This window comes from Mesorhizobium waimense (assembly GCF_003601975.1).
Taxonomy (GTDB): domain Bacteria; phylum Pseudomonadota; class Alphaproteobacteria; order Rhizobiales; family Rhizobiaceae; genus Mesorhizobium; species Mesorhizobium waimense.
On the sequence record NZ_QZWZ01000011.1, the window covers coordinates 34,873 to 55,699 of the forward strand.

Annotated in this window: 20 protein-coding genes; 18 read left to right on the top strand and 2 right to left on the bottom strand. The window is 63.7% G+C overall.

The genetic code is table 11. From position 1 onward, the window contains the following. Positions 1-37 precede the first annotated feature (37 nt). The 11 genes from D3227_RS15715 to D3227_RS15765 all read left to right on the top strand — a co-directional run bounded on the left by D3227_RS15715 (position 38) and on the right by D3227_RS15765 (position 11,301). Positions 38-1,840 carry a DNA polymerase III subunit gamma/tau gene (locus tag D3227_RS15715; RefSeq protein WP_120015024.1) on the top strand — a complete coding sequence of 601 codons (1,803 nt, stop codon included), beginning with the start codon at positions 38-40 and terminating at the stop codon, positions 1,838-1,840. A gap of 17 nt (positions 1,841-1,857) precedes the next feature. After that, positions 1,858-2,181 carry a YbaB/EbfC family nucleoid-associated protein gene (locus D3227_RS15720; protein ID WP_120015025.1) on the top strand — a complete coding sequence of 108 codons (324 nt, stop codon included), beginning with the start codon at positions 1,858-1,860 and terminating at the stop codon, positions 2,179-2,181. Positions 2,182-2,398: 217 nt separating this feature from the next. Beyond that, on the top strand, positions 2,399-3,379 hold the full coding sequence (locus D3227_RS15725; protein ID WP_120015026.1) for a cell wall hydrolase: 981 nt from the start codon (positions 2,399-2,401) through the stop codon (positions 3,377-3,379). Positions 3,380-3,486: 107 nt separating this feature from the next. Beyond that, positions 3,487-4,092 (top strand): recombination mediator RecR, encoded by a 606-nt coding sequence (recR, locus tag D3227_RS15730; RefSeq protein ID WP_120015027.1) that lies wholly within the window; start codon positions 3,487-3,489, stop codon positions 4,090-4,092. 24 nt (positions 4,093-4,116) lie between these two features. Continuing rightward, the gene (locus tag D3227_RS15735) at positions 4,117-5,433 is read left to right on the top strand and encodes a lytic murein transglycosylase (protein ID WP_120015028.1); all 1,317 of its coding nucleotides are present in this window, start codon (positions 4,117-4,119) and stop codon (positions 5,431-5,433) included. A 261-nt stretch (positions 5,434-5,694) separates the two neighbouring features. Further along, entirely contained in the window at positions 5,695-7,332 is a 1,638-nt protein-coding gene (locus D3227_RS15740) for an ABC transporter substrate-binding protein (RefSeq protein WP_120015029.1), read from the top strand. A gap of 19 nt (positions 7,333-7,351) precedes the next feature. Continuing rightward, positions 7,352-8,419, top strand: a complete 1,068-nt coding sequence (locus D3227_RS15745) for an ABC transporter permease (RefSeq protein WP_120015030.1) — start codon at positions 7,352-7,354, stop codon at positions 8,417-8,419. Then, a complete protein-coding gene (gene nikC / locus D3227_RS15750) occupies positions 8,416-9,336 on the top strand; it encodes a nickel transporter permease (RefSeq protein ID WP_120015031.1) in 921 nt (306 codons plus the stop codon). Before D3227_RS15745 ends, nikC begins: the two co-directional genes overlap by 4 nt. 10 nt (positions 9,337-9,346) lie before the next feature. Further along, positions 9,347-10,180 carry an ABC transporter ATP-binding protein gene (locus D3227_RS15755; protein ID WP_120015032.1) on the top strand — a complete coding sequence of 278 codons (834 nt, stop codon included), beginning with the start codon at positions 9,347-9,349 and terminating at the stop codon, positions 10,178-10,180. Then, complete coding sequence (locus tag D3227_RS15760; protein ID WP_120015148.1) at positions 10,177-10,926, top strand: ABC transporter ATP-binding protein; 750 nt, start codon at positions 10,177-10,179, stop codon at positions 10,924-10,926. The genes D3227_RS15755 and D3227_RS15760 overlap by 4 nt, the downstream gene beginning before the upstream one ends. Before the next feature lie 132 nt (positions 10,927-11,058). Continuing rightward, a complete protein-coding gene (locus D3227_RS15765; RefSeq protein WP_208646379.1) occupies positions 11,059-11,301 on the top strand; it encodes a hypothetical protein in 243 nt (80 codons plus the stop codon). 79 nt (positions 11,302-11,380) lie between these two features. Here the strand turns inward: D3227_RS15765 and D3227_RS15770 are convergent, their stop codons facing one another. Then, positions 11,381-11,650, bottom strand: coding sequence for a hypothetical protein (locus tag D3227_RS15770; protein WP_245451769.1), 270 nt, complete (start codon positions 11,648-11,650; stop codon positions 11,381-11,383). Between the two features lie 260 nt (positions 11,651-11,910). Between D3227_RS15770 and D3227_RS15775 the strand changes: the two genes are divergently transcribed. Next, the gene (locus D3227_RS15775; protein WP_120015033.1) at positions 11,911-13,188 is read left to right on the top strand and encodes a 4-aminobutyrate--2-oxoglutarate transaminase; all 1,278 of its coding nucleotides are present in this window, start codon (positions 11,911-11,913) and stop codon (positions 13,186-13,188) included. On the opposite strand, the gene D3227_RS15780 is transcribed toward D3227_RS15775, so the two are convergent. After that, a complete protein-coding gene (locus tag D3227_RS15780) occupies positions 13,185-14,438 on the bottom strand; it encodes an NAD(P)/FAD-dependent oxidoreductase (RefSeq protein WP_120015034.1) in 1,254 nt (417 codons plus the stop codon). The genes D3227_RS15775 and D3227_RS15780 overlap by 4 nt on opposite strands. A 427-nt stretch (positions 14,439-14,865) precedes the next feature. On the opposite strand from D3227_RS15780, the gene D3227_RS15785 reads away from it, so the two are divergent. From D3227_RS15785 to D3227_RS15810, 6 genes are read left to right on the top strand one after another with little or no spacing between them, the layout of a single operon-like run. Beyond that, on the top strand, positions 14,866-16,155 hold the full coding sequence (locus D3227_RS15785; protein WP_120015149.1) for an imelysin family protein: 1,290 nt from the start codon (positions 14,866-14,868) through the stop codon (positions 16,153-16,155). A 54-nt stretch (positions 16,156-16,209) separates the two neighbouring features. Further along, entirely contained in the window at positions 16,210-16,521 is a 312-nt protein-coding gene (locus D3227_RS15790; RefSeq protein WP_006201122.1) for a hypothetical protein, read from the top strand. Beyond that, on the top strand, positions 16,487-16,972 hold the full coding sequence (gene bfr / locus D3227_RS15795; protein ID WP_120015035.1) for a bacterioferritin: 486 nt from the start codon (positions 16,487-16,489) through the stop codon (positions 16,970-16,972). Before D3227_RS15790 ends, bfr begins: the two co-directional genes overlap by 35 nt. Before the next feature lie 12 nt (positions 16,973-16,984). Then, complete coding sequence (locus D3227_RS15800; protein ID WP_120015036.1) at positions 16,985-18,592, top strand: di-heme oxidoreductase family protein; 1,608 nt, start codon at positions 16,985-16,987, stop codon at positions 18,590-18,592. After that, the gene (locus D3227_RS15805; RefSeq protein ID WP_120015037.1) at positions 18,592-19,671 is read left to right on the top strand and encodes an imelysin family protein; all 1,080 of its coding nucleotides are present in this window, start codon (positions 18,592-18,594) and stop codon (positions 19,669-19,671) included. Before D3227_RS15800 ends, D3227_RS15805 begins: the two co-directional genes overlap by 1 nt. Before the next feature lie 2 nt (positions 19,672-19,673). Then, positions 19,674-20,780: a DUF1513 domain-containing protein gene (locus tag D3227_RS15810; RefSeq protein ID WP_120015038.1), complete on the top strand. Its 1,107-nt coding sequence runs from the start codon at positions 19,674-19,676 to the stop codon at positions 20,778-20,780. Positions 20,781-20,827 lie beyond the last annotated feature (47 nt).

The following is a 20,827-nucleotide window of genomic DNA, read 5'->3' on the forward strand; positions in this document are numbered from 1 at the left end:
CCGCCTTCCGTCGCGGTCCTGGGAGCTTTGACGGCAAATGAGCGAAGCCGGAAATTTGGGGACGGACAAGGCCGGCGCCTATCGCGTTTTGGCGCGCAAATACCGGCCTTCGAATTTCTCCGAGCTGATCGGCCAGGAGCCGATGGTCCGCACACTGACCAATGCCTTTGCCTGCGGCCGCATTGCCCAGGCCTGGATGCTGACCGGCGTGCGCGGTGTCGGCAAGACGACGACGGCGCGCATCCTGGCGCGTGCGCTCAACTACAAGACCGCCACCATTGACCAGCCATCGGTCGACCTTGCCGTTTTGGGCGAACATTGCCAGGCGATCATGGAAGGCCGCCATGTCGACGTCATCGAAATGGACGCCGCCTCGCACACGGGCATCGACGATATCAGGGACATCATCGAACGCGTCCGCTATGCGCCGGTCTCAGCCCGCTACAAGGTCTACATCATCGACGAAGTGCACATGCTCTCCACCCAGGCCTTCAACGGCCTGTTGAAGACGCTGGAAGAGCCGCCGCCGCACGTCAAATTCATCTTCGCCACCACCGAAATCCGCAAGGTGCCGATCACGGTGCTGTCGCGCTGTCAGCGCTTCGACCTCAGGCGCATCGACGCCGGTGCGCTGGTCGCGCATCTCTCGTCCATCGCCGGCAAGGAAGGCATTGCGGTCGACGACGACGCGCTGGCGATGATCGCTCGCGCCGCCGAAGGCTCGGCCCGCGATTCGCTTTCCATTCTCGACCAGGCGATCGCCCATGGCAGCGGCGCGGTCAGCGCCGAAGCGGTGCGGGCGATGCTTGGGCTGGCCGACCGCGCCCGCATCGTCGATTTGTTCGAGCTTGTCATGAAGGGCGACGTCGCGGCGGCACTGGCCGAATTCCGCAACCAATACGACACCGGCGCCGATCCGGCCGCGGTGCTGACCGATCTGGCTGAGTTCAACCATTTGGTCACCCGGCTGCGCTTCGTGCCGACCGCCCTCGATGACGCCTCGCTGTCCGAAGACGAGCGCCGGCGCGGCGCCGATTTCGCCGGGACGCTTTCGGTCCGGGTGCTGTCCAGGACATGGCAGATGCTGTTGAAAGGCATCCCCGAGGTGCAGTCGTCCAACCGGCCGGTGAGTGCCGCCGAGATGGTGCTGATCCGTCTCGCGCATGCCGCCGACCTGCCGACGCTGGACGAAGCGCTGAAGTCGCTGGAGGGTGCGGCACCGATTGCCAATGGGGCGCCGCGTTCGAATGGTGCCCCCGCAAATCCCGGCAGTGGCGGCGGTGCCAGCGCGGTGGCGCAGACACGCATGCCGACGACCGGCGGCGGTGCGCAGACCATGCGCCTGGTCGAGGCCGAGCCGATGCCCGCCGCTTTCGTGCCGGCGCCGGAACCGGTCGCCGAAGTGCCCGTGGTTCCGGTGAAATCGCTGGCCGATATCGCCGGCCTGGCCGACACGCATCGCGACATCGCCTTCAAGGTGCTGATCAAGCGTTGCGTGCGCCCGGTGCGCATCGAGCCCGGCCGCATCGACGTCAGCCTGACCGACGACGCGCCGAAGATGCTGCTCAACGACCTGACAACCAAGCTGCGCGCCTGGACCGGCCGCAACTGGCTGGTGTCGCTGTCGAAGGAAGCCGGCGGGCAGACAATGGCTGAAATGGAATCGACGAAGCGCGAAAACGCCTTTCTCGATGCCAAAAGCGATCCGTCCGTCGCCGCCATCCTGGCGCGCTTTCCCGGCGCCAAGATCATCGATGTGCGTATTCCCGACGCGCCGGAAGCCGACGACGCCGAGGCCGATCTGCCAGTCGATCCGGCGGCGGACGACGAAGAAAACTGAAAACAGAGGACCAAGCGATGAAAGATCTTCTCGGCCTGATGGGCAAGGCGAAGGAAATGCAGGCCAAGTTCCAGGCCATGCAGGACGAGATCGCCACGCTGGAAGCCACCGGCCAGGCCGGCGGCGGCCTTGTCGTCGTGACGCTGACCGGCAAGTTCGAGATGAAGTCGCTGAAAATCGATCCGTCGCTGTTCAAGGAGGACGAAGTCGAGATCCTCGAGGACCTGCTTCTCGCCGCCCACAATGACGCCAAAAATAAGGTCGAGCAGGTCATGCAGGAGAAGACCAAGGCGCTGACGGCAGGCTTGCCGATCCCGCCCGGAATGAAATTGCCGTTCTAAGCCGGCTCCGACCAGTTAATTGATTATGAACGGAAATTGGACGCCGGGGCTGTTGTTAGGACTTTCCCCGGCTTTGTTCACGCGGTCATTTCCGGCCATTCATAAAGTTTTACCTAAGCTGCACGAATGCTAATCCTTTAGCCATCTTTTTGCCGTTAAGAGTCTCATTCTTGCCACATCTCGGGGCGGGCTGGCAGCTGGAAATGAGGCATTTTTGTTGATCGCGACGCGATGGAAGACGCCGCTGCTGCTCAGCATCGTCACTTCTCCCCTGTTTCTGGCCGGTTGCAGCCAGACCACCACGCACGGCATGTCGGTCGCCAGCTTGACCAATGCCATCACGCCAAGCTTCCTCAGCACACGCGCCTACGGCCACACGCCGAAGGAGAAGGAGTGCCTGGAGCGGGCGATGTTCTTCGAGTCCAACCGGTCGAGCCGCGACGGCATGATCGCCGTCGGCACGGTGGTGATGAACCGGCTGCGCTCGGGCCAGCATGGCAACACCATCTGCGAAGTCGTCGGTGAAAAAGGCCAGTTCGCACCCGGCGTGATGACGCGGCCGATGAACTCCAAGGCGATGCCCGATGTCGAGCAAGCCGCCGAAGCCGTGCTCAAGGGCGAACGCAAGGCCAAGCTGAAGAACACGATGTTCTTCCACACCGCCGGCCTGCGCTTCCCCTACAAGAACATGCACTACACGATGGTCGCTGGCGGCAACGCCTTCTATGAGAAGCGCGGCCGCAACTGGAAGCCGCTGCCGGACGAGCCCCAGACGATGGTTGCCTCTGCGACGCCTCGGTCATCGGAGCCCGCCGCGCCGGTGCTTGTGGCTTCCGCGGAACCTTTGCCCGGTGTCAAAGCGACCACCGTCAAGCCGACGACTGCCAGGGCGACGGCCGACAAGACAGTTCCCGCCCAGGCAACTTATGTCACTGCAGCAGCGGTGGCGCAGCCGGCGAAATCCTCGCGCGTCGCTGCGGCGGCGAAATCCGCGCAGCCCAAGCAGACCGTTGTGGCGATGCAGGAGCCCATGCAGGAACCGGACGCTTCCCGTTTCGGCGGACCGGCACCCCAGCAGGTCATCACCTCGTTCCCGGCGCCGCAAGAGGCGGCGATGGGGTTCCAGTCGACGCCTGAGAACACCGATGCCGTCGGCGCGTTGATCGTCAGCCAGAGCCGACCACTCGAAGCCTACTGAGGACGGTCGGCGCTCAGGTCCTGGCTTGACCGCTTATGGCAGGATAGCCTGCGGGCGCGCGGCGCTGCGCTGTTCCAAAGCACGCGAAAAAACCCTAGATCAGTGCGATGTCCAAGCGAATCGCCGGTCCCGAGATCGAACGCCTGATCCAGCTCCTGGCCAAGGTGCCGGGGCTCGGCCCCCGTTCGGCAAGGCGCGCTGCCCTTCATCTCATCAAGAAGAAGGAGCAGCTTTTGTCGCCGCTCGCCGCCGCTATGGGCGAGGCCGCCGACAAGGTGCGCATCTGCACCACCTGCGGCAATGTCGACACCTCCGATCCCTGTATGATCTGCACCGATCCGCGCCGCGATGCTGCCACGCTGATCGTCGTCGAGGACGTCTCCGATCTCTGGGCGCTGGAGCGGGCAGCCGCCATGAACGTGCGCTACCACGTGCTCGGCGGCACGCTGTCGCCGCTCGACGGCATCGGCCCCGAACAGCTTAACATCCGCTCGCTGGTCGACCGCATCGCCGGCGGCGAGGTGAAGGAGGTCATCCTCGCCGTCAACGCCACCGTCGAGGGCCAGACGACAGCGCATTACCTGACCGACCAGCTGTCCGGCTTCGAGATCAAGGTGACGAGGCTGGCGCATGGCGTGCCGGTCGGCGGCGAGCTCGACTATCTCGACGAAGGCACGCTCGCGGCAGCACTACGCTCGCGGACGGCGTTTTGACGCAATTGGCGGGGAGGATCTGTGATGAGTGGTTTTCCTGAAACGATTGCACTCCGTCCCACTCCCCTCGGCAGGACAGAGCGGGGTGTGAAGCAACGCCAATCTCTAAAATTGGCACTGCTTTACGTCTTCGCAGCGCTGCTCGCGCTCCTCGCCACCTTCCCCGCCTCTGCCGCAAAAATCGACGACCAGTTCTATGCATGGCTGCAAAACGACCTCTGGCCCGAAGCCAAAGCCAAAGGCATCTCCAAGAAAACCTTCGACGAGGCCTTCATCGGCGTGAAACCGAACCTCAAGCTGCCCGACCTTGTCATGCCCGGCGAGAAGCCGACGACGCCGCAGAAGCAGCATCAGGCCGAGTTCGGTTCGCCCGGCGCCTATTTCGCCGAGAAGACCGTTCGCGCCGTCAGCGCAGGCGGGCGGACGCGCGAGGGCGCCAACGCAAGGGTGCTCGGATTGCTCGAGAAGCGCTACGGCGTGCCGGGCGAGGTGCTGCTGGCGATCTGGGGCCGCGAGAGCGGCTTCGGCGCGGCCAAGATGCCTTACGACGCCTTCGAGGTGCTCGGCACCAAGGCGTTCATGTCGACCAGGAAGGATTTCTTCCGCACCGAAGTGCTGGCGGCGCTTGAGATCGTCGAGCGTGGGCTCGCCCCCGTCAATGCCATGAAATCGTCCTGGGCGGGCGCGCTCGGCCAACCGCAATTCATGCCGACATCCTTCCTGAAACACGCCGTCGACTTCGACGGCGACGGCCGGCCCGACATCTGGAACTCGGCGCCTGACGTGCTGGCCTCGATCGCCAACTACCTCGTCCACTATGGCTGGGTGAGGAACCGCGGCTGGGGGTTCGAGGTGACGGTGCCGCAAAAAGTCTCCTGCTCGCTCGAAGGACCCGACCAGGGCAAGAAGATCTCAGAATGGGTGGCGATGGGCATCAGGCGCGTCGGCACGAAAGCCTTCCCGGCAAGCGAATTGAAGGCCGAGGGCTTTCTCCTTATGCCGGCCGGGCGCAGCGGCCCGGCCTTCATCGTCACGCCCAATTTCTACGTGCTGAAGGAATACAACACCAGCGACCTCTACGCCCTGTTCATCGGCCATGGCGCCGACCGCATCGCCCATGGCGACTCGAATTTTACCGGCAGTTGGGGGCCGGTCGGCGGCCTGCACAGATCCGACATCGCAGCCCTGCAGCGGGCACTTGAGGCCGAGGGCTACGATGTCGGCAGCGCCGACGGCCTGCCCGGCTTCAAGACACGCCGCTCGATCGGCAGCTGGCAGGCAAAGAACAACCGTGCCGCCACCTGCTTTCCGGACGCCGATCTGGTCGCCGTGCTGAAGTAGCCGAGACATTAGCAGTTTTTTCCTGATTGACGGCGTCAATTAGCCGGCTTTTACCTCGGCTCGCCGCAGCCCCGTCGTGGTCCAATACGTGTCTTGCAAATGCTCGTTGCCGGCTTGGGAGCCGCCGGATATGGTGTTGACCAATTGGACAAAAGCCACGACGCTAAAGGGTCATGGGGCTGTCGCTCGACCCCGAAAGAATTCTGCAATCCTGAGCCGGGAACTCAGGTCAACAAACCAACAAAACAGGGAACGACCACCATGATGATGGAAAAGTTTGCTCTCCGCTCACGCGCATTGCTTGCAGGTGCCGCACTGTCCGCGCTGCTCGTAGCGCCCGCTTTCGCCGTGACGCCTGCCGACACGCTGGTCGAAGGCTTCGCCATCGACGACATCATCTCCATGGATCCGGGCGAGGCGTTCGAACTGTCGACCGCGGAGGTCACCGGCAACACCTACGATCTCCTGGTCCGCCTCGACCTCAGCGACACCTCTAAGGTCAAAGGCGATCTCGCCGAAAGCTGGACCGTCTCCGACGACGGCCTGACCTACACCTTCAAGCTCAAGCCCGGCCTGAAATTCGCCTCCGGCAATCCGATCACGGCGGCCGATGTCGCCTATTCCTTCGAGCGTGCCGTCAAGCTGGACAAGAGCCCGGCCTTCATCATCAGCCAGTTCGGCATCAGCGGCGACAATGTCGCCGAGAAGGCCAAGGCCGTCGACGACACGACCTTCCAGTTCACCGTCGACAAGGCCTATGCGCCGAGCTTCGTGCTGAATTGCCTGTCGGCCACCGTTGCCTCGGTTGTCGATGCCAAGCTGGTCAAGGAACATGTCGCGGCGGTCACGCCGAGCGCCGATTACAAATGGGACAATGATTTCGGCAATGCCTGGCTGAAGACCGGCTACGCCGGGTCCGGCCAGTTCAAGCTGCGCGAATGGCGTGCCAACGAAGCCGTCGTCATGGAGCGCAATGACAATTACTTCGGCGAAAAGGCCAAGCTCGCCCGCGTCATCTATCGCAACATGAAGGAGAGCTCGGCGCAGCGCCTGGCGCTTGAGGCAGGCGACATCGACGTTGCCCGCAACCTCGAGCCCAACGATCTCGACGCCATCGCCAAGAATGCCGATCTGACCACCACCAGCGCGCCCAAGGGCACGGTCTATTACATCAGCCTCAACCAGAAAAACCCCAACCTCGCCAAGCCTGAGGTTCGCCAGGCGTTCAAATATCTGGTCGACTACGATGCTCTCGGCTCCACCATCCTCAAGGGCATTGGCGAGATCCACCAATCCTTCCTGCCCAAGGGCGTGCTCGGCGAACTGGACGAGAATCCGTTCAAGCTCGACGTCGCCAAGGCCAAGGAACTTCTGGCCAAGGCCGGCTTGCCCGACGGCTTCAGCGTAACGATGGACGTGCGCAGCAAACAGCCGGAGACAGGCATGGCCGAATCGATCCAGCAGACGCTGGGTCAGGTCGGCATCAAGCTGGAGATCATCCCCGGCGACGGCAAGCAGACGCTGACCAAATACCGCGCCCGCAACCACGACATCTATATCGGCCAGTGGGGCCAGGATTACTTCGATCCGAACTCCAACGCCCAGACCTTCGCCTCGAACCCCGACAACTCGGATGCAGGCAAGACCAAGACGCTCGCGTGGCGCAATGCCTGGGACATTCCGGACCTGACAAAGCAAACCGAAGCCGCCCTGCTCGAGAAGGATTCGGCCAAGCGCGCCGCGATGTACCAGGATCTGCAGAAGAAGATCCTCGACACCAGCCCCTTCGTTATCATCCACCAGCAGCTGGAAGTGGCTGGCCTGCGCAAGAACCTCAAGGGCTTTGCGCTCGGTCCGAGCTTCGACTCGAATTTCGTCGGACCGGTCTCCAAGGAGTGATCGCGGGCGGACGCGCTCAATGAGCGCAGCTGAAAACCAGGCGGCGGCAGGGCGCGGCAGCGCCCGTGCTGCCGCTGTCGCGTCATCGATCGGCCGCTTCCTGGTGATCGCGATAACGACCTATCTCGGTCTTCTCGCGGTGACCTTCTTCATCGGCCGCGTCATCCCGATCGATCCGGTGCTGGCGGTGCTCGGCGATCGGGCGCCGGCCAATGTGATCGAGCGCACGCGCCGCGAGATGGGGCTCGACCTGCCGCTGATCGAGCAGTTCTATATCTACGTGAAAAATGCCCTGAACGGCGATTTCGGCACCTCGGTGCTGACCACCAACCCGGTGATGACCGACATCCGTCGCGCCTTCCCGGCGACGATCGAACTGGCGACGCTCGGCACGCTGATCGGTTCCGTCATCGGCGTGCCATTAGGCGTTCTGGCGGCAGTACGGCGCGGCAGCCTCATCGACCAGATCGTGCGCATCATCGGCCTGATCGGTTATTCCGTGCCGATCTTCTGGCTGGGCCTGCTTTGCCTTGTCCTGTTTTACGCCAAGCTGCAGTGGGTGGCTTTCCCGGCACGGCTCGACGTCGTCTACGAATACACCTTCACACCGATCACCGGCTTCTATCTCCTCGACGCGGCGATGCAGGGGCAGTGGGATGTCTTTTACGACGCCTTTCGCCACATCATCCTGCCGGCCTCGCTGCTTGGCTATTTCTCGCTTGCCTATATCAGCCGCATGACGCGCTCCTTCATGCTGAACGAGCTTTCGCAGGAATACATCGTCGCCGCGCGCGCCAAGGGCCTGTCGGAACAGCGCATCATCTGGGCCCACGCACTGCGCAATGCCGCGGTGCCGATGGTCACGGTGATCGCGCTCTCCTATGCCGGGTTGCTCGAAGGCTCGGTGCTGACCGAGACGGTGTTCTCGTGGCCGGGCATCGGCCTCTACATCACCAATTCGCTGCAAAACGCCGACATGAATGCCGTGCTCGGCGGCACGATCGTCATCGGCTCGGTCTTCATCGCCATCAATCTTTTCTCCGACCTGCTCTACCGGGTGCTCGATCCAAGGACCAAGGCAGGATGAGCGCGGAAGCAATCCAGAGCCGGCGTGACTGGCTGCTCAGCGATCGGCCGGCCTCACGCATGCAGGCAAGGCTCGGCCGCGCCTATGTGGCCTGGCGGCGCTTTTCCGCCAACCGGCTGGCATTTGTCGGGCTGCTCATCATCATCGGGCTGCTGGTGGTCGCGGCTTTCGCCGACGTGCTGGCCCCCTATTCGCCGACCATTGGCGACCTCAAGGGCTCGCGGCTCTTGGCGCCAAGTGCCGCGCACTGGTTCGGCACCGACGATCTCGGCCGCGATATCTATTCGCGCATAATCTATGGCTCGCGCTGGACGCTCTACGTCGTCATTCTCGTCGCCATCATCGCGGCGCCCATCGGCCTCTTGGTCGGCACGGTCGCAGGCTATGCCGGCGGCTGGACCGATGCGATCCTGATGCGCATCACCGACATCTTCCTGGCATTCCCCAAGCTGATCCTGGCGCTTGCCTTCGTCGCCGCCCTTGGCCCCGGCATCGAGAACGCGGTGCTGGCCATCGCCATCACCTCGTGGCCACCCTATGCGCGCATAGCGCGCGCCGAAACGCTGACGGTGCGCAATTCCGATTACATCAAGGCAGTGCAATTGATGGGCGCCTCGCCGTTCCGCATCGTGCTGCGCCACATCATGCCGCTTTGCATCTCCTCGCTGATCATCCGGGTGACGCTCGACATGGCCGGCATCATCCTTACCGCCGCCGGCCTCGGCTTCCTCGGCCTCGGCGCGCAGCCGCCGCTGCCCGAGTGGGGCACGATGATCGCGTCCGGCCGCCGCTTCGTGCTCGACCAGTGGTGGGTAGCCGGTGCACCGGGCTTCGCCATCCTCATCGTCAGCCTCGGCTTCAACCTGCTCGGCGACGGCCTGCGCGATGCGCTCGATCCCCGGAGTGGTGAACAATGAGTGGTGACCAATGAGCACGCTTCTCGAGGTCGACGACCTGCGCGTCAACTTCCCGACCCGGACCGGCCTGGTCCAGGCGGTGCGCGGCGTTTCCTTCTCGCTTGGCCGCGAGCGGCTCGGCATCGTCGGCGAGAGCGGCTCCGGCAAGTCGCAGACCGGCCGTGCCATCATGGGCTTGACCCCACCGCAGGCCGAGGTGAAGGCGAAAAAGCTCGCCTTCGACGGCATCGATCTGCTGGCGGCGCCGGCCCGCCAGCGCCGGGCGCTGCGCGGCAAACGCATCGCCATGATCCTGCAAGATCCGAAATATTCGCTCGACCCGGTGATGAGCATCGGCCGCCAGATCGTCGAGACGCTGCGCACGCATGAGAAGGTCGGCAAGGCCGAGGCGCGTGACCGCGCGCTCGCCATGCTGGAGGCGGTGCAGATCCGCGACCCCGCCCGCGTCTTCGACCTGCATCCGCACGAGGTCTCGGGCGGCATGGGCCAGCGCGCCATGATCGCCATGATGCTGATCGCCGGACCCGAGATGATGATCGCCGACGAGCCGACCTCGGCGCTCGACGTCACCGTGCAGCTCGACGTGCTCGGCATCCTCGACAAGCTGGTCAGCGAACGCGGCATGGGACTGATCTTCATCTCGCATGATCTGCGCCTGGTCTCCTCCTTCTGCGACCGTGTCATCGTCATGTATGCCGGCAAGGTGGTCGAGCAGCTCAAGGCGTCGGAGCTCCGCGACGCCCAGCATCCCTATACGCGCGGCCTGCTCAATTGCATGCCCAGGATCGGCTTCGAACGCCACCCGCTGCCGGTTCTCGACCGCAAGCCGGAGTGGGCGGCATGAATGCCGCACTTTCCATCGACGGACTGGAGGTGGTGTTCGACCGCTTTCGCGCGCTGAAGGGCGTCAGCCTCGAAGTCAAATCAGGCGACTCCTTCGGACTGGTCGGCGAGAGCGGTTCCGGCAAGTCGACGCTGCTGAAAGCCATCGCTGGTCTGGTGCCGGCCGCTTCGGGCAGCATCGCCGTCAACGGCAAGACGCTCGGCACGCGCCGTGACAAGGCCTTCTATCGCGAGGTCCAGATGGTCTTTCAGGATCCCTATGGCTCGCTGCATCCGCGCCAGACGGTCGACCGCCTGCTGCAGGAGCCGCTCGCCATCCACGGCTTTGCCGACGGCGAGAAGCGCATTCAGCGCGCGCTGGACGAGGTGGGCCTCGGAACCGGTTTCCGCTTCCGCTATGCGCATCAACTCTCCGGCGGCCAGCGCCAGCGCGTGGCGATCGCGCGGGCGCTCATCCTCGAACCCTCGATCCTGCTGCTCGACGAACCGACCTCGGCACTCGATGCCTCGGTGCAGGCGGAAGTGCTCAACCTGCTGGAGGAGATCCGGCGGCGGCGCAAGCTGACCTTCCTGATGGTCAGCCACGACCTCGCCATTGTCACCCATATGTGCGAGCGGCTGATGGTGATGCAGAACGGCGAAGCGGTGGAGAACCTCACGGCGAGCCAACTTATAGGGCATCGCGTGACCAAGGACTACACGCGCAACCTGCTCAGGGCGAGCGAAGGGTTCGTGAGAACGGCTTGAATTCGTTCTTCCTGCGCATCACCAACGGTATTCGGGGAGGTCCTATGGAGGAATGGAAGTTCGAAGACCCACCTAACGTCGCCGTGTTTTTGGATTAAGAGAATAGTTACCCGCGGCGACTGGATCGCATATGTGTCGCATGACGATGACGACGGCAGTTGGCAATTCCACAACGACGAAACTGGAACCGTCGATGAACGCGACATAATGATCGTCGGCTTGCAAAATGTGGTGCAGCGGGATGAAAGCATCCTGGCATTGGCCGACTTGCCAGAAGGCTGGCATGCCTGGCGCAGCTCAAAATCATCGCCTTGCCAGCGTGCCAAGTCGCGCCCTTCCTCTGCGACGGGAACGAATGACCCAGCAGAGCCTTAAGCGGGATCTTGCACCAATTCTCCGCTCTCCGAGACGGGAGGTTCTTCCCTGCCTTTCGGCTCCTTGATCCTGAACCACGTCACATAAAGCGCGGGCAGGAACAGAAGTGTGATTGCCGTGCCGGCGATGTGCGCGCCGCGATCACCCCGGTGAGCGAGGTTCTCGGCGCATAATCGGCCATCGCTACGGTCTCGGTGCGCACCATGACCGGCAGTTTCTTCTCGGCCGCCTCCTGCTTCTGGTAGCCGGCCAGCGGCATCGTTGCAAAGGCGAAAATGGCGCGACAGGTCGGGAATGACAAGGGCGAGGGAAAGGCGGCTGCGGGGCGGACGGTGTCGCGTTCCTGCACATGGGTCCCTCACCAGCCCGGACGCTCTTAAGACGAGCCGTCAAAGGCGATTGCGAAGATAGTCGATCCCTCGAAAATGGGAACCTTTTCGTACGCGTATCGGCGGATTGGTTATGAGCTGGCTGGCGCAGCCTTCGGGCACGCGGCGGCAGGCCCAATCGCCTGGCAATGCTGCCGACTTGAGGAAAACGTGAAATAAGGTCAGAAGAGGTCTGGAACAGCCAGCAACGAGAACGGGCGCCGGCCCGATGAGGGATGAAATGAAGAATTCAGCCATTTCCGAGCGCAAGAACCAGTCGATTTCGCGCGGCGTCGGCATGACCACGCAGATCTACGCCGACCGCGCCGAGAATTCGGAGATCTGGGACGTCGAGGGCCGCCGCTACATCGACTTCTCGTCGGGCATCGCCGTCGTCAACACTGGCCACCGCCACCCCAAGGTCATCGAGGCGGTCAAGGCGCAACTCGACCGCTTCACCCACACCTGCCACCAGGTTGTGCCCTATGAGAGTTATGTGCGCCTGGCCGAGCGGCTGAACGGCCTGCTGCCCGGCAAGTTCGACAAGAAGACGATTTTCGTCACCACCGGTGCCGAGGCGGTCGAGAACGCCATCAAGATCGCCCGCAACGCCACCGGGCGTCCGGCGGTCATCGCCTTTTCCGGCGGCTTCCATGGCCGCACCTTCATGGGCATGGCGCTGACCGGCAAGGTCGTGCCCTACAAGGTCGGCTTCGGCGCCATGCCGGCTGACGTCTTCCACGCGCCGTTCCCGGTGCCGCTACATGGCGTGTCCGTCGCCGATTCGCTGGCAGCGCTCGACCGGCTGTTCAAGGCCGATGTCGACCCGGCCCGCGTCGCCGCGATCATCCTCGAGCCCGTGCAGGGCGAGGGCGGTTTCTACGAAGCGCCACGCGATTTCATGGCGGCGCTGCGCAAGATCTGCGACCAGCACGGCATGCTGCTGATCGCCGACGAGGTGCAGACCGGCTTTGCCCGCACCGGCAAAATGTTCGCCATGGACCATCACGAGGTCGCCGCCGACATCACCACCATGGCCAAAAGCCTGGCCGGCGGCTTCCCGCTGGCGGCGGTCACTGGCCGCGCCGAACTCATGGATGCGCCGGGCCCCGGCGGTCTCGGCGGCACCTATGGCGGCAGCCCGATCGGCGTCGCCGCCGCGCTTGCCGTGCTCGACGTGATCGAGGAGGAAAAGCTCTGCGACCGCGCCAATGCGCTCGGCGCCCGGCTGAAGCAGCGGCTGCAGTCGTTCCGAGACGATGTGCCGGAGATCGTCGATATCAGAGGTCCGGGCTTCATGAACGCGGTCGAGTTCAACGATGTGAAGAAGGGCCTGCCGTCGGCCGAGATCGCCAATGCGGTCAGGCTGAAGGCACTGGACAAGGGCCTGATCCTGCTCACCTGCGGCGTCTACGGCAATGTCATCCGCTTCCTGTCGCCGATCACCATCCAGGACGGCGTCATGAACGAAGCGCTCGACATTCTGGAAAGCTCGATCCGCGAAGCGCGCGCCGCCTAACCAGCCGCTCGTGCAGGCTCATCCTGCTGGAAGGCGGCGAGCGCCGCCTTCAGTCCCTCGGGACCTGCCGCGACCGTCTGCGGCGTCGGCGAGAAGCCGGCGCCGAGCATCTTGCGGCCGAGCATGTGGTCGCCCGGTCGGTTGACCGATTCGATGCCGAGCAGCCGGTTGGCCGCATAATGGTAGATCGAGAACTTGTTCTCGTTGATATCACCCAGCACGACATGGCTGTCGCCGCCCGATGTCAGGCCGACCATCTGCAGCTTCATGTCGCCGATGTCCGACCAGAACCAGGGCACGGCGGAATAGGCGTCCGCATGGCCAAGCACGGTGCGCGCGGCAAGCCGCGCCTGGTCGGTGGCGTTCTGCACCGATTCCAGCCGCAAATCGGCGCCGGTGAACCAGTGCCGATAGGACGCAGCGTCGCCGATGGCGAGAATCTCGGGCATCGAGCTGCGCATCTGCTGGTCGACGCGGATGCCATTGGCGGTCGCGATGCCGGCCGCCTCGGCCAGTTCGACATTGGGCACCACGCCGATGCCGATGATGACCATCTGCGCCGGCAGTTGCTCGCCGCTGGAGGTCACGGCGCCCGACACATGGCCGTCTTCACCTTCGAGCCGATCTATGGTGGTGCTGGTGAGGATGCGCACGCCCATCGCTTCCAGCCGCTGCCGGACATGGCTGGCGATGACCGGCGCCACCGCCCGGCCAAGCAGCCGGTCGACGGCTTCGACCACCGTCACATTGCGGCCGGCAGCCCTCAGCGTCGCCGCGATCTCCAGCCCGATGAAGCCGCCGCCGAGGATGACGACATCCTCGCTTTGAGCACTGAGCGCGCGGATCAGCCGGGCGTCGGCGATCGAGCGCAGCGACAGCACGCCGGACAGATCCGAACCGGGCAGCTTGAGAATGCGCGGTCGCGAGCCGGTCGCCAGGATCAGCCGGTCGAAGCCGAGCGCGCCGCCGCCCGATATCTCCAGCCTGCGGGCACCGGCATCGATAGCGTCGATCCGGATGCCCGGCCGGTAGTCGATGGCGCTGCCCGAATAGAAGGCCTCGCCGCGCAACGGCTGCGGCTTTGCCTCCTGGTCCTTGATGAAGGTCTTCGACAGTGGCGGCTTGTGGTAGGGCAGCTCGTTTTCGTCGCCGATCAGGATAACCGGTCCATCAAAGCCCTCTTCGCGCAGGCTTGCGGCCGCCTGCACGCCCGCATGCCCCGCACCGACAATGACCACACCGTTCTTCATCGCAATCCTGCTTTTTCACTTCAATTCTAGGCTGTTACGCCAGGTGGCGATTGTCCGCCGCCGCCGCAAGAGCCGCGATCCGGGTCGCACCCGGAATGGTCGCCTGTCAATCGCTGTGTTTCTACCGGCATAAGAGCTTAAAGTTGACAGTGGTAGTTTAGAATAATTCTAAACTGTTGTTTCAATTGAATTTTCTTGGACCCGCCAGTTGACTTCCGACCCCTTCGCCGCTTTATGGAGGCTCGCGCGTCAGCGCATCCCTTTGATGTTTGGGCCTTGAACCCTTTCGATTGGAGGCATTTCGGTGTCTTTCTTCCGCGAACCGCGCAGTGGCGCGGCGTCTCTTGTGTCCTGCGGCATAGCTATGCCCTGGCACCGGTTGGCACGCACGCCTTTTCCTGAATTCCCAATGAACTGGAGAACGATGATGACAGCACGATATGGCGGCAGGCTGGCTGCGATCGGCGCTACGGCTCTATTGACGGCGGCGGTGTTCGTGCTGCCGGCCAAGGCGGAAACCGATGCCAAGGCGGTCATCAAGACCTATGCCGACATCGCGCTCGCCAAATATGAGGATTCGCTGACCACCGCGCAGGCCCTCGACAAGGCTGTCGACGCACTGCTCGCCAAGCCGTCCACCGATACGCTGAACGCCGCCCGCGAAGCCTGGAAGGCATCGCGCGTTCCCTACCAGCAGACCGAGGTCTACCGCTTCGGCAACAAGCTCGTCGACGACTGGGAGGGCAAGGTGAATTCCTGGCCGCTGGACGAAGGCCTGATCGACTATGTCGCCAAGAGCTACGGCACCGAGTCCGACACCAATTCGCTCTACACCGCCAATGTGATCGCCAACAAGGAGATCGAAATCAACGGCAAGAAGGTCGACGCTTCGAAGCTGTCGCCGGAATTCCTCTCCGGCACGCTGCAGGAGGCCGGCGGGGTCGAGGCCAATGTCGCGACCGGCTATCACGCCATTGAATTCCTGCTCTGGGGCCAGGACCTGCACGGCACCGGTCCGGGTGCCGGCGAGCGGCCTTACACCGACTATGACCTCGCCAACTGCACCGGCGGCAATTGCGACCGCCGCGCCGAATACCTGAAGTCGGCGAGCGACCTTCTGGTTTCCGACCTGCAGGATATGGTCAACGACTGGAAGGAAGACGGCGCCGCCCGCAAGAGCCTCGTCGACGGCGAGCCGAACACCGCAATCACAACGATCTTCACCGGCATGGGCTCGCTGTCCTATGGCGAACTGGCCGGCGAGCGCATGAAGCTCGGCCTGCTGCTGCACGATCCGGAAGAGGAGCACGACTGCTTCTCCGACAACACCTATAACTCGCATCTCTACGACGCCATCGGCATCCGCGCCGCCTATCTCGCCAGCTACACGCGCCTCGACGGCACCGTCGTTCAGGGGCCTTCGGTGCACGACATGGTCAAGGCGGCCGATCCGGCGATCGACAAGGAACTGTCGGACAAGCTCGACGTCTCCGTCGCCAAGATGGAGGCCATCAAGGCGCGTGCGCTGGCCGGCGAGGCGTATGACCAGCAGATCGCCGAAGGCAACACCGAAGGCAACGCCACGGTGCAGGCGGCGATCGACGCGCTGATCGACCAGACCAAGTCGATCGAACGCGCCGTCGGCTCGCTGAAGCTAAACACCATCGCCTTCGAGGGTTCCGACAGCCTCGACGCGCCGGACAAGGTGTTCAAGTAGGATCTAAAAAGTACCAGCCAAACGGCGCGGAAGCGCCGTCAGCCAGAGCAAACTATGCTGATCTGCCATTGCAACATTATCACTGAGAGGGAGATCGAGCAGTCGATCGTCGAGCTGCTGGACCAGGATCCCTGGCAGCTTATCGTGCCGGCAAAAGTCTATCATGCCATGCACAAGCGCGGCCGCTGTTGCGGCTGCTTCCCAAATGTGGTGGAAACGATCATTCGGGTAACCGAGAACTACCACGCCCGCTCGGAGGCGAGCGGCGTGGACATCGTTTCACACCTGGATCGCGTCAGAGGCCTGCGCGTCCAATACGGGAGCAGAACCCATGAAAGGCGAAAAGCAGATCATCGAGCGGCTTAACGAGGCTCTGTTTCTGGAGCTTGGGGCCGTCAATCAATATTGGGTGCATTTCCGGCTGCTCGAAGACTGGGGATACGCCAAGCTGGCAAAGAAGGAACGCGCCGAATCGATCGAGGAGATGCACCATGCCGACAAGCTCGTGGCCCGCATCATCTTCCTGGAAGGGCATCCGAACCTGCAGTCGGTGGCGCCGCTGCGCATCGGGCAGAACGTCAAGGAAGTGCTCGAATCCGATCTGGCCGGCGAATATGACGCGCGCACCGCCTACAAGCGCTCGCGCGAGATTTGCGAAGAAGCAGGCGACTACGTGTCGATGAAACTGTTCGAGGAATTGCTGTCCGACGAGGAAGGTCACATCGACTTCCTCGAGACGCAGCTCGACCTGCTTGCCTCGATCGGCGAGGAAAAATACGGCCAGCTCAACGCCGCATCGGCCGACGCGGCGGACTAAGGACATGCGGGAATGCGGCGCCCCGTAGAACTCTTGCGCCGCTTGCGGCGGGCCCAAGATCATGGCCCGCCGCCCCAGAAGCCCCCGCGATACCAGGTGTTTCGCGGGGCTTCGCTTGCAGTCGTGCTGACACTTTCGGCTTCGGCGCTGGCCGGCGCGCCGGAACCGGCCGGCCTCGCCACCAGCCGCACCGATCTGACGCCAAAGGATCAGGCCCGCGTCCTTGCCGTCACCCGGCCAACCACGGATTTTTCCAAGCCCGAGCCGTTCGAGCTGATGCAGGGCGGCGCCGGTACGTCGCGCAAGGACGCCAACCGCGACGCCTTCTCGCAATTTTCCGCCAATATCACCTTCGAGGAAGAAGGCACCTTCAAGCTCGGCAATGCCCTTTTCCGCAAGAACTGGGTGTCGTCGCCATCCTCGACCCAGGCTTCGGACGGGCTTGGACCGCTGTTCAATGAGCGCGCCTGCCAGAATTGCCATCTGAAGGACGGCCGCGGCCGTCCGCCGGAAGGCGACGTCGGCTCCACCTCGATGTTCCTGCGGCTGGCGCGCGATGCCAGCACCGCGGAAGAAAAGGCGGAGATCGCCGACCACAAGGTGCTCAATTTTCCTGACCCGGTCTACGGTGCGCAACTGCAGGACCTCGCCGTTCCCGGTCTGCGCGGCGAAGGCAGGATGCATGTCGCCTATCAGGAACAGACGGTGACGCTCGGCGACGGCAGCGTCGTTTTGCTGCGCAAGCCCAGCTATTCGGTCGATGGCCTGGCTTACGGGCCGCTCGACCCGCACACCACACTGTCGCCGCGCCTGACGCCGCCGATGATAGGCCTTGGCCTGATCGAGCAGATCGCGCCGGCCGATATCCTCGCCCATGCCGATCCGGACGACCGCGATGGCGACGGCATTTCCGGCAAGCCCAACATCGTGCGCGACGGCCTGAGCGGCCGACTAACGCTCGGTCGCTTCGGCTGGAAGGCGCAGACGCCGTCGATCCGCGAGCAGGCCGCGGACGCCTTCTCCGGCGACATCGGCATCTCGACGCCTGAGATGCCGAAGAGCGAAGGCGAATGCACCGCTGCCGAAGAAGCATGTCTTGTCATGCCGAACGGCGTGCAGCAGCGCCTCGGCCCGGTCGAGGCGCCCCCGCCAGTCATGGAGCTCGTCACCTTCTATTCGCAAAACCTTGCCGTGCCGGCGCGACGCGACCTCGACAAGCCTGGTGTGCTCGCCGGCAAGAAGCAGTTCTACGAGATGGGCTGCATTTCCTGCCACACGCCGAAATTCGTCACCCTTCGCGGCACGCCTAACAAGGCGCAGGCCTTCCAGTTGATCTGGCCGTATTCCGATTTTCTGCTGCACGACATGGGGCCTGATCTGGCCGACGGGCAGGCCGTGGGCGAGGCGACGGGCAGCGAATGGCGCACCCCGCCACTGTGGGGCATCGGCCTGACCCAGACGGTCAACGGCAACTCTTTCTTCCTTCATGACGGGCGCGCGCGCACGCTCGCCGAGGCTATCCTTTGGCATGGCGGCGAGGGCCGGAAGGCGCGCGACCGCTTTGCCGCCGCCAATGCGACCGACCGCGATGCGCTGGTCAAATTCCTGGGGTCACTCTGATGCTGAAGCGCTTCTTGCTTGCTCTCGTTCTTCCGCTGGCGATGTCCGGTGTTTCCCCGGCGTCGGCTGAGGTGAAGGCTACCGACGTAATAGGGCGCGCGATAGACGGCTTTGTCCGTCCCGCCTATGCCAGCCTGCATCGGCACACTGAAACCATGACCAAATCGATGCGCAATCTGTGCGATGCACCTTCGCAAAGTGCTCTCGATGCGGCGCGTGCCGAATATTCGGCAACGGTCGAGGCATGGTCGGAGGCCGAGATCATCGGCTTCGGGCCGATCAAGGAGAACAACCGGCTGGAACGCATGCACTACTGGCCGGACCGCAAGAGCATCGGCCTGAAGCAGGTGCAGGCGGCATTGGCCGGCAAGGACCCGATCGCCACCGATCCGGTACAATTGGCCGGCAAGAGCGTCGCCATGCAGGGGCTCGGCGCGCTTGAGTTCGTGCTCTATGGCGACGGCGCCGAAGCCCTCGCCGGCAACGATGAGCCCTATCGCTGTGCCTATGGCGCCGCTGTCGCCGGCAACATCGAAACCATGGCCGCCGACGTCGATGAGGCCTGGAACAAGCCCGATGGCTTTGCCGCACTCTGGGCCAATCCGGGACCGCAAAACCCGCTCTACCGCGACGGCACCGAGGCGGTGACCGAATTGGTGGGTGTCTTCATCAACGAGTTGGAAATGGTCCGCGACGTGCGGCTCAAAGGCTTCCTGGGTGGCAAGCCGGGCGGCGACAAGCCGAAACAGGCGATCTATTGGCGCTCGCAAAACACCGCCACGTCGCTGGCTGGAAATCTCACCGGCATGGATACGCTGTTTGAGGCCTCGCAACTTGGCGACGCGCTGCCGGAGGACGCACGCTGGATGGCCGAGTCGATCCATATCCAGCTGGTCAACGGCGTCGCCACCGCGAAGTCCGTGCAGGGCCCGATCGACAAGGCGCTCGTCGATCCGGCGCTGCGCGAAAAACTCGACCATTTCGCGTTGATCACCTCTAGCCTGACAACCCTGATCGGCACCAGGCTGACCGCCGAATTCGGCCTGACCGCCGGCTTTTCCTCGCTGGATGGGGATTGAGCATGAGGACGCCGCTGATCGACCGCCGTGATTTCCTCAAGGCCGCTGGCGCAGGCTTCATCGCTACGATGGCGCCTCAGGCCTGGGCAAACATGCTTGGCACGGATGCTGTCTTTGCCACCGCCTTCGTCAAGCGCGACGGCAGCTATGGCGCCGCCGTATTGTCCGAGGCCGGCAAGGTGTTGCACGCCATCGACCTGCCCGACCGTGGCCACGACGTCACCTTCGATCCGGTGTCGAAGCGCTCGGTGGTCTTCGCCAGGCAGCCCGGCACATTCGCCGTGGTCTTCGACCATAAAGGCCGCGACAAGCCGCTGACCATCGCCAGCATCACCGGCCGCCACTTCTTCGGCCATGGCGTATTCTCGACCGATGGGGCGCTGCTTTACGCCACCGAAAATGATTTCGACAACGCCGCCGGCGTCGTCGGCGTCTATGACGCGCGCGCAAAATTCAGCCGCGTCGGCGAGTTCCCGACCTACGGCATGGGACCGCACGAGCTCCTGCTGCTGGGCGACGGCAGGACGATCGCCGTCGCCAATGGCGGCATCGAGACGCATCCGGACTACGGCCGCGCCGAGCTCAACATCGCGACGATGAAGCCGTCCTATGTGCTGGTCGATCGCATCACCGGCGACCTCATCGAAAAGCACGAATTGCCGGCAGCACTACACCAGCTGTCGATCCGCCACATGGATGCCGATCCGTCCGGCACGGTCTGGTTCGGCTGCCAGTACCGGGGGCCGGGCACCGATCGTCCGCTGCTGGTCGGGCGAGCCGCGCGCGGCAAGGATCTGCAACTGCTCGACATGCCGCAGCACGTGCTGTCAGGCTTCAGGAACTATATCGGCTCGGTCGCCGCCAACCCCGCCGCCGGAACGGTCGCCGTCTCCTCGCCGGAAGGAAATTCGCTTGCCGTCATCGACGCCGCCAGCGGCCGTATCGTCGCCACCAGGGCGCTGGTCGAGGTCTGCGGCCTGGCGCCGGATGGCTCGGGCTTCATGGCGACGACGGGTGCCGGCGAGATCGTCGAAGGCAATGGCGCGACGCGCTCAGAGCCTGACTATGTCTGGGACAATCACATGCTGCGCATCAATCAGGTGGCATAGTGAGCGCCGCCCAAAGGTTGACGGATTAGGACCCTGGCCGAAGTGAA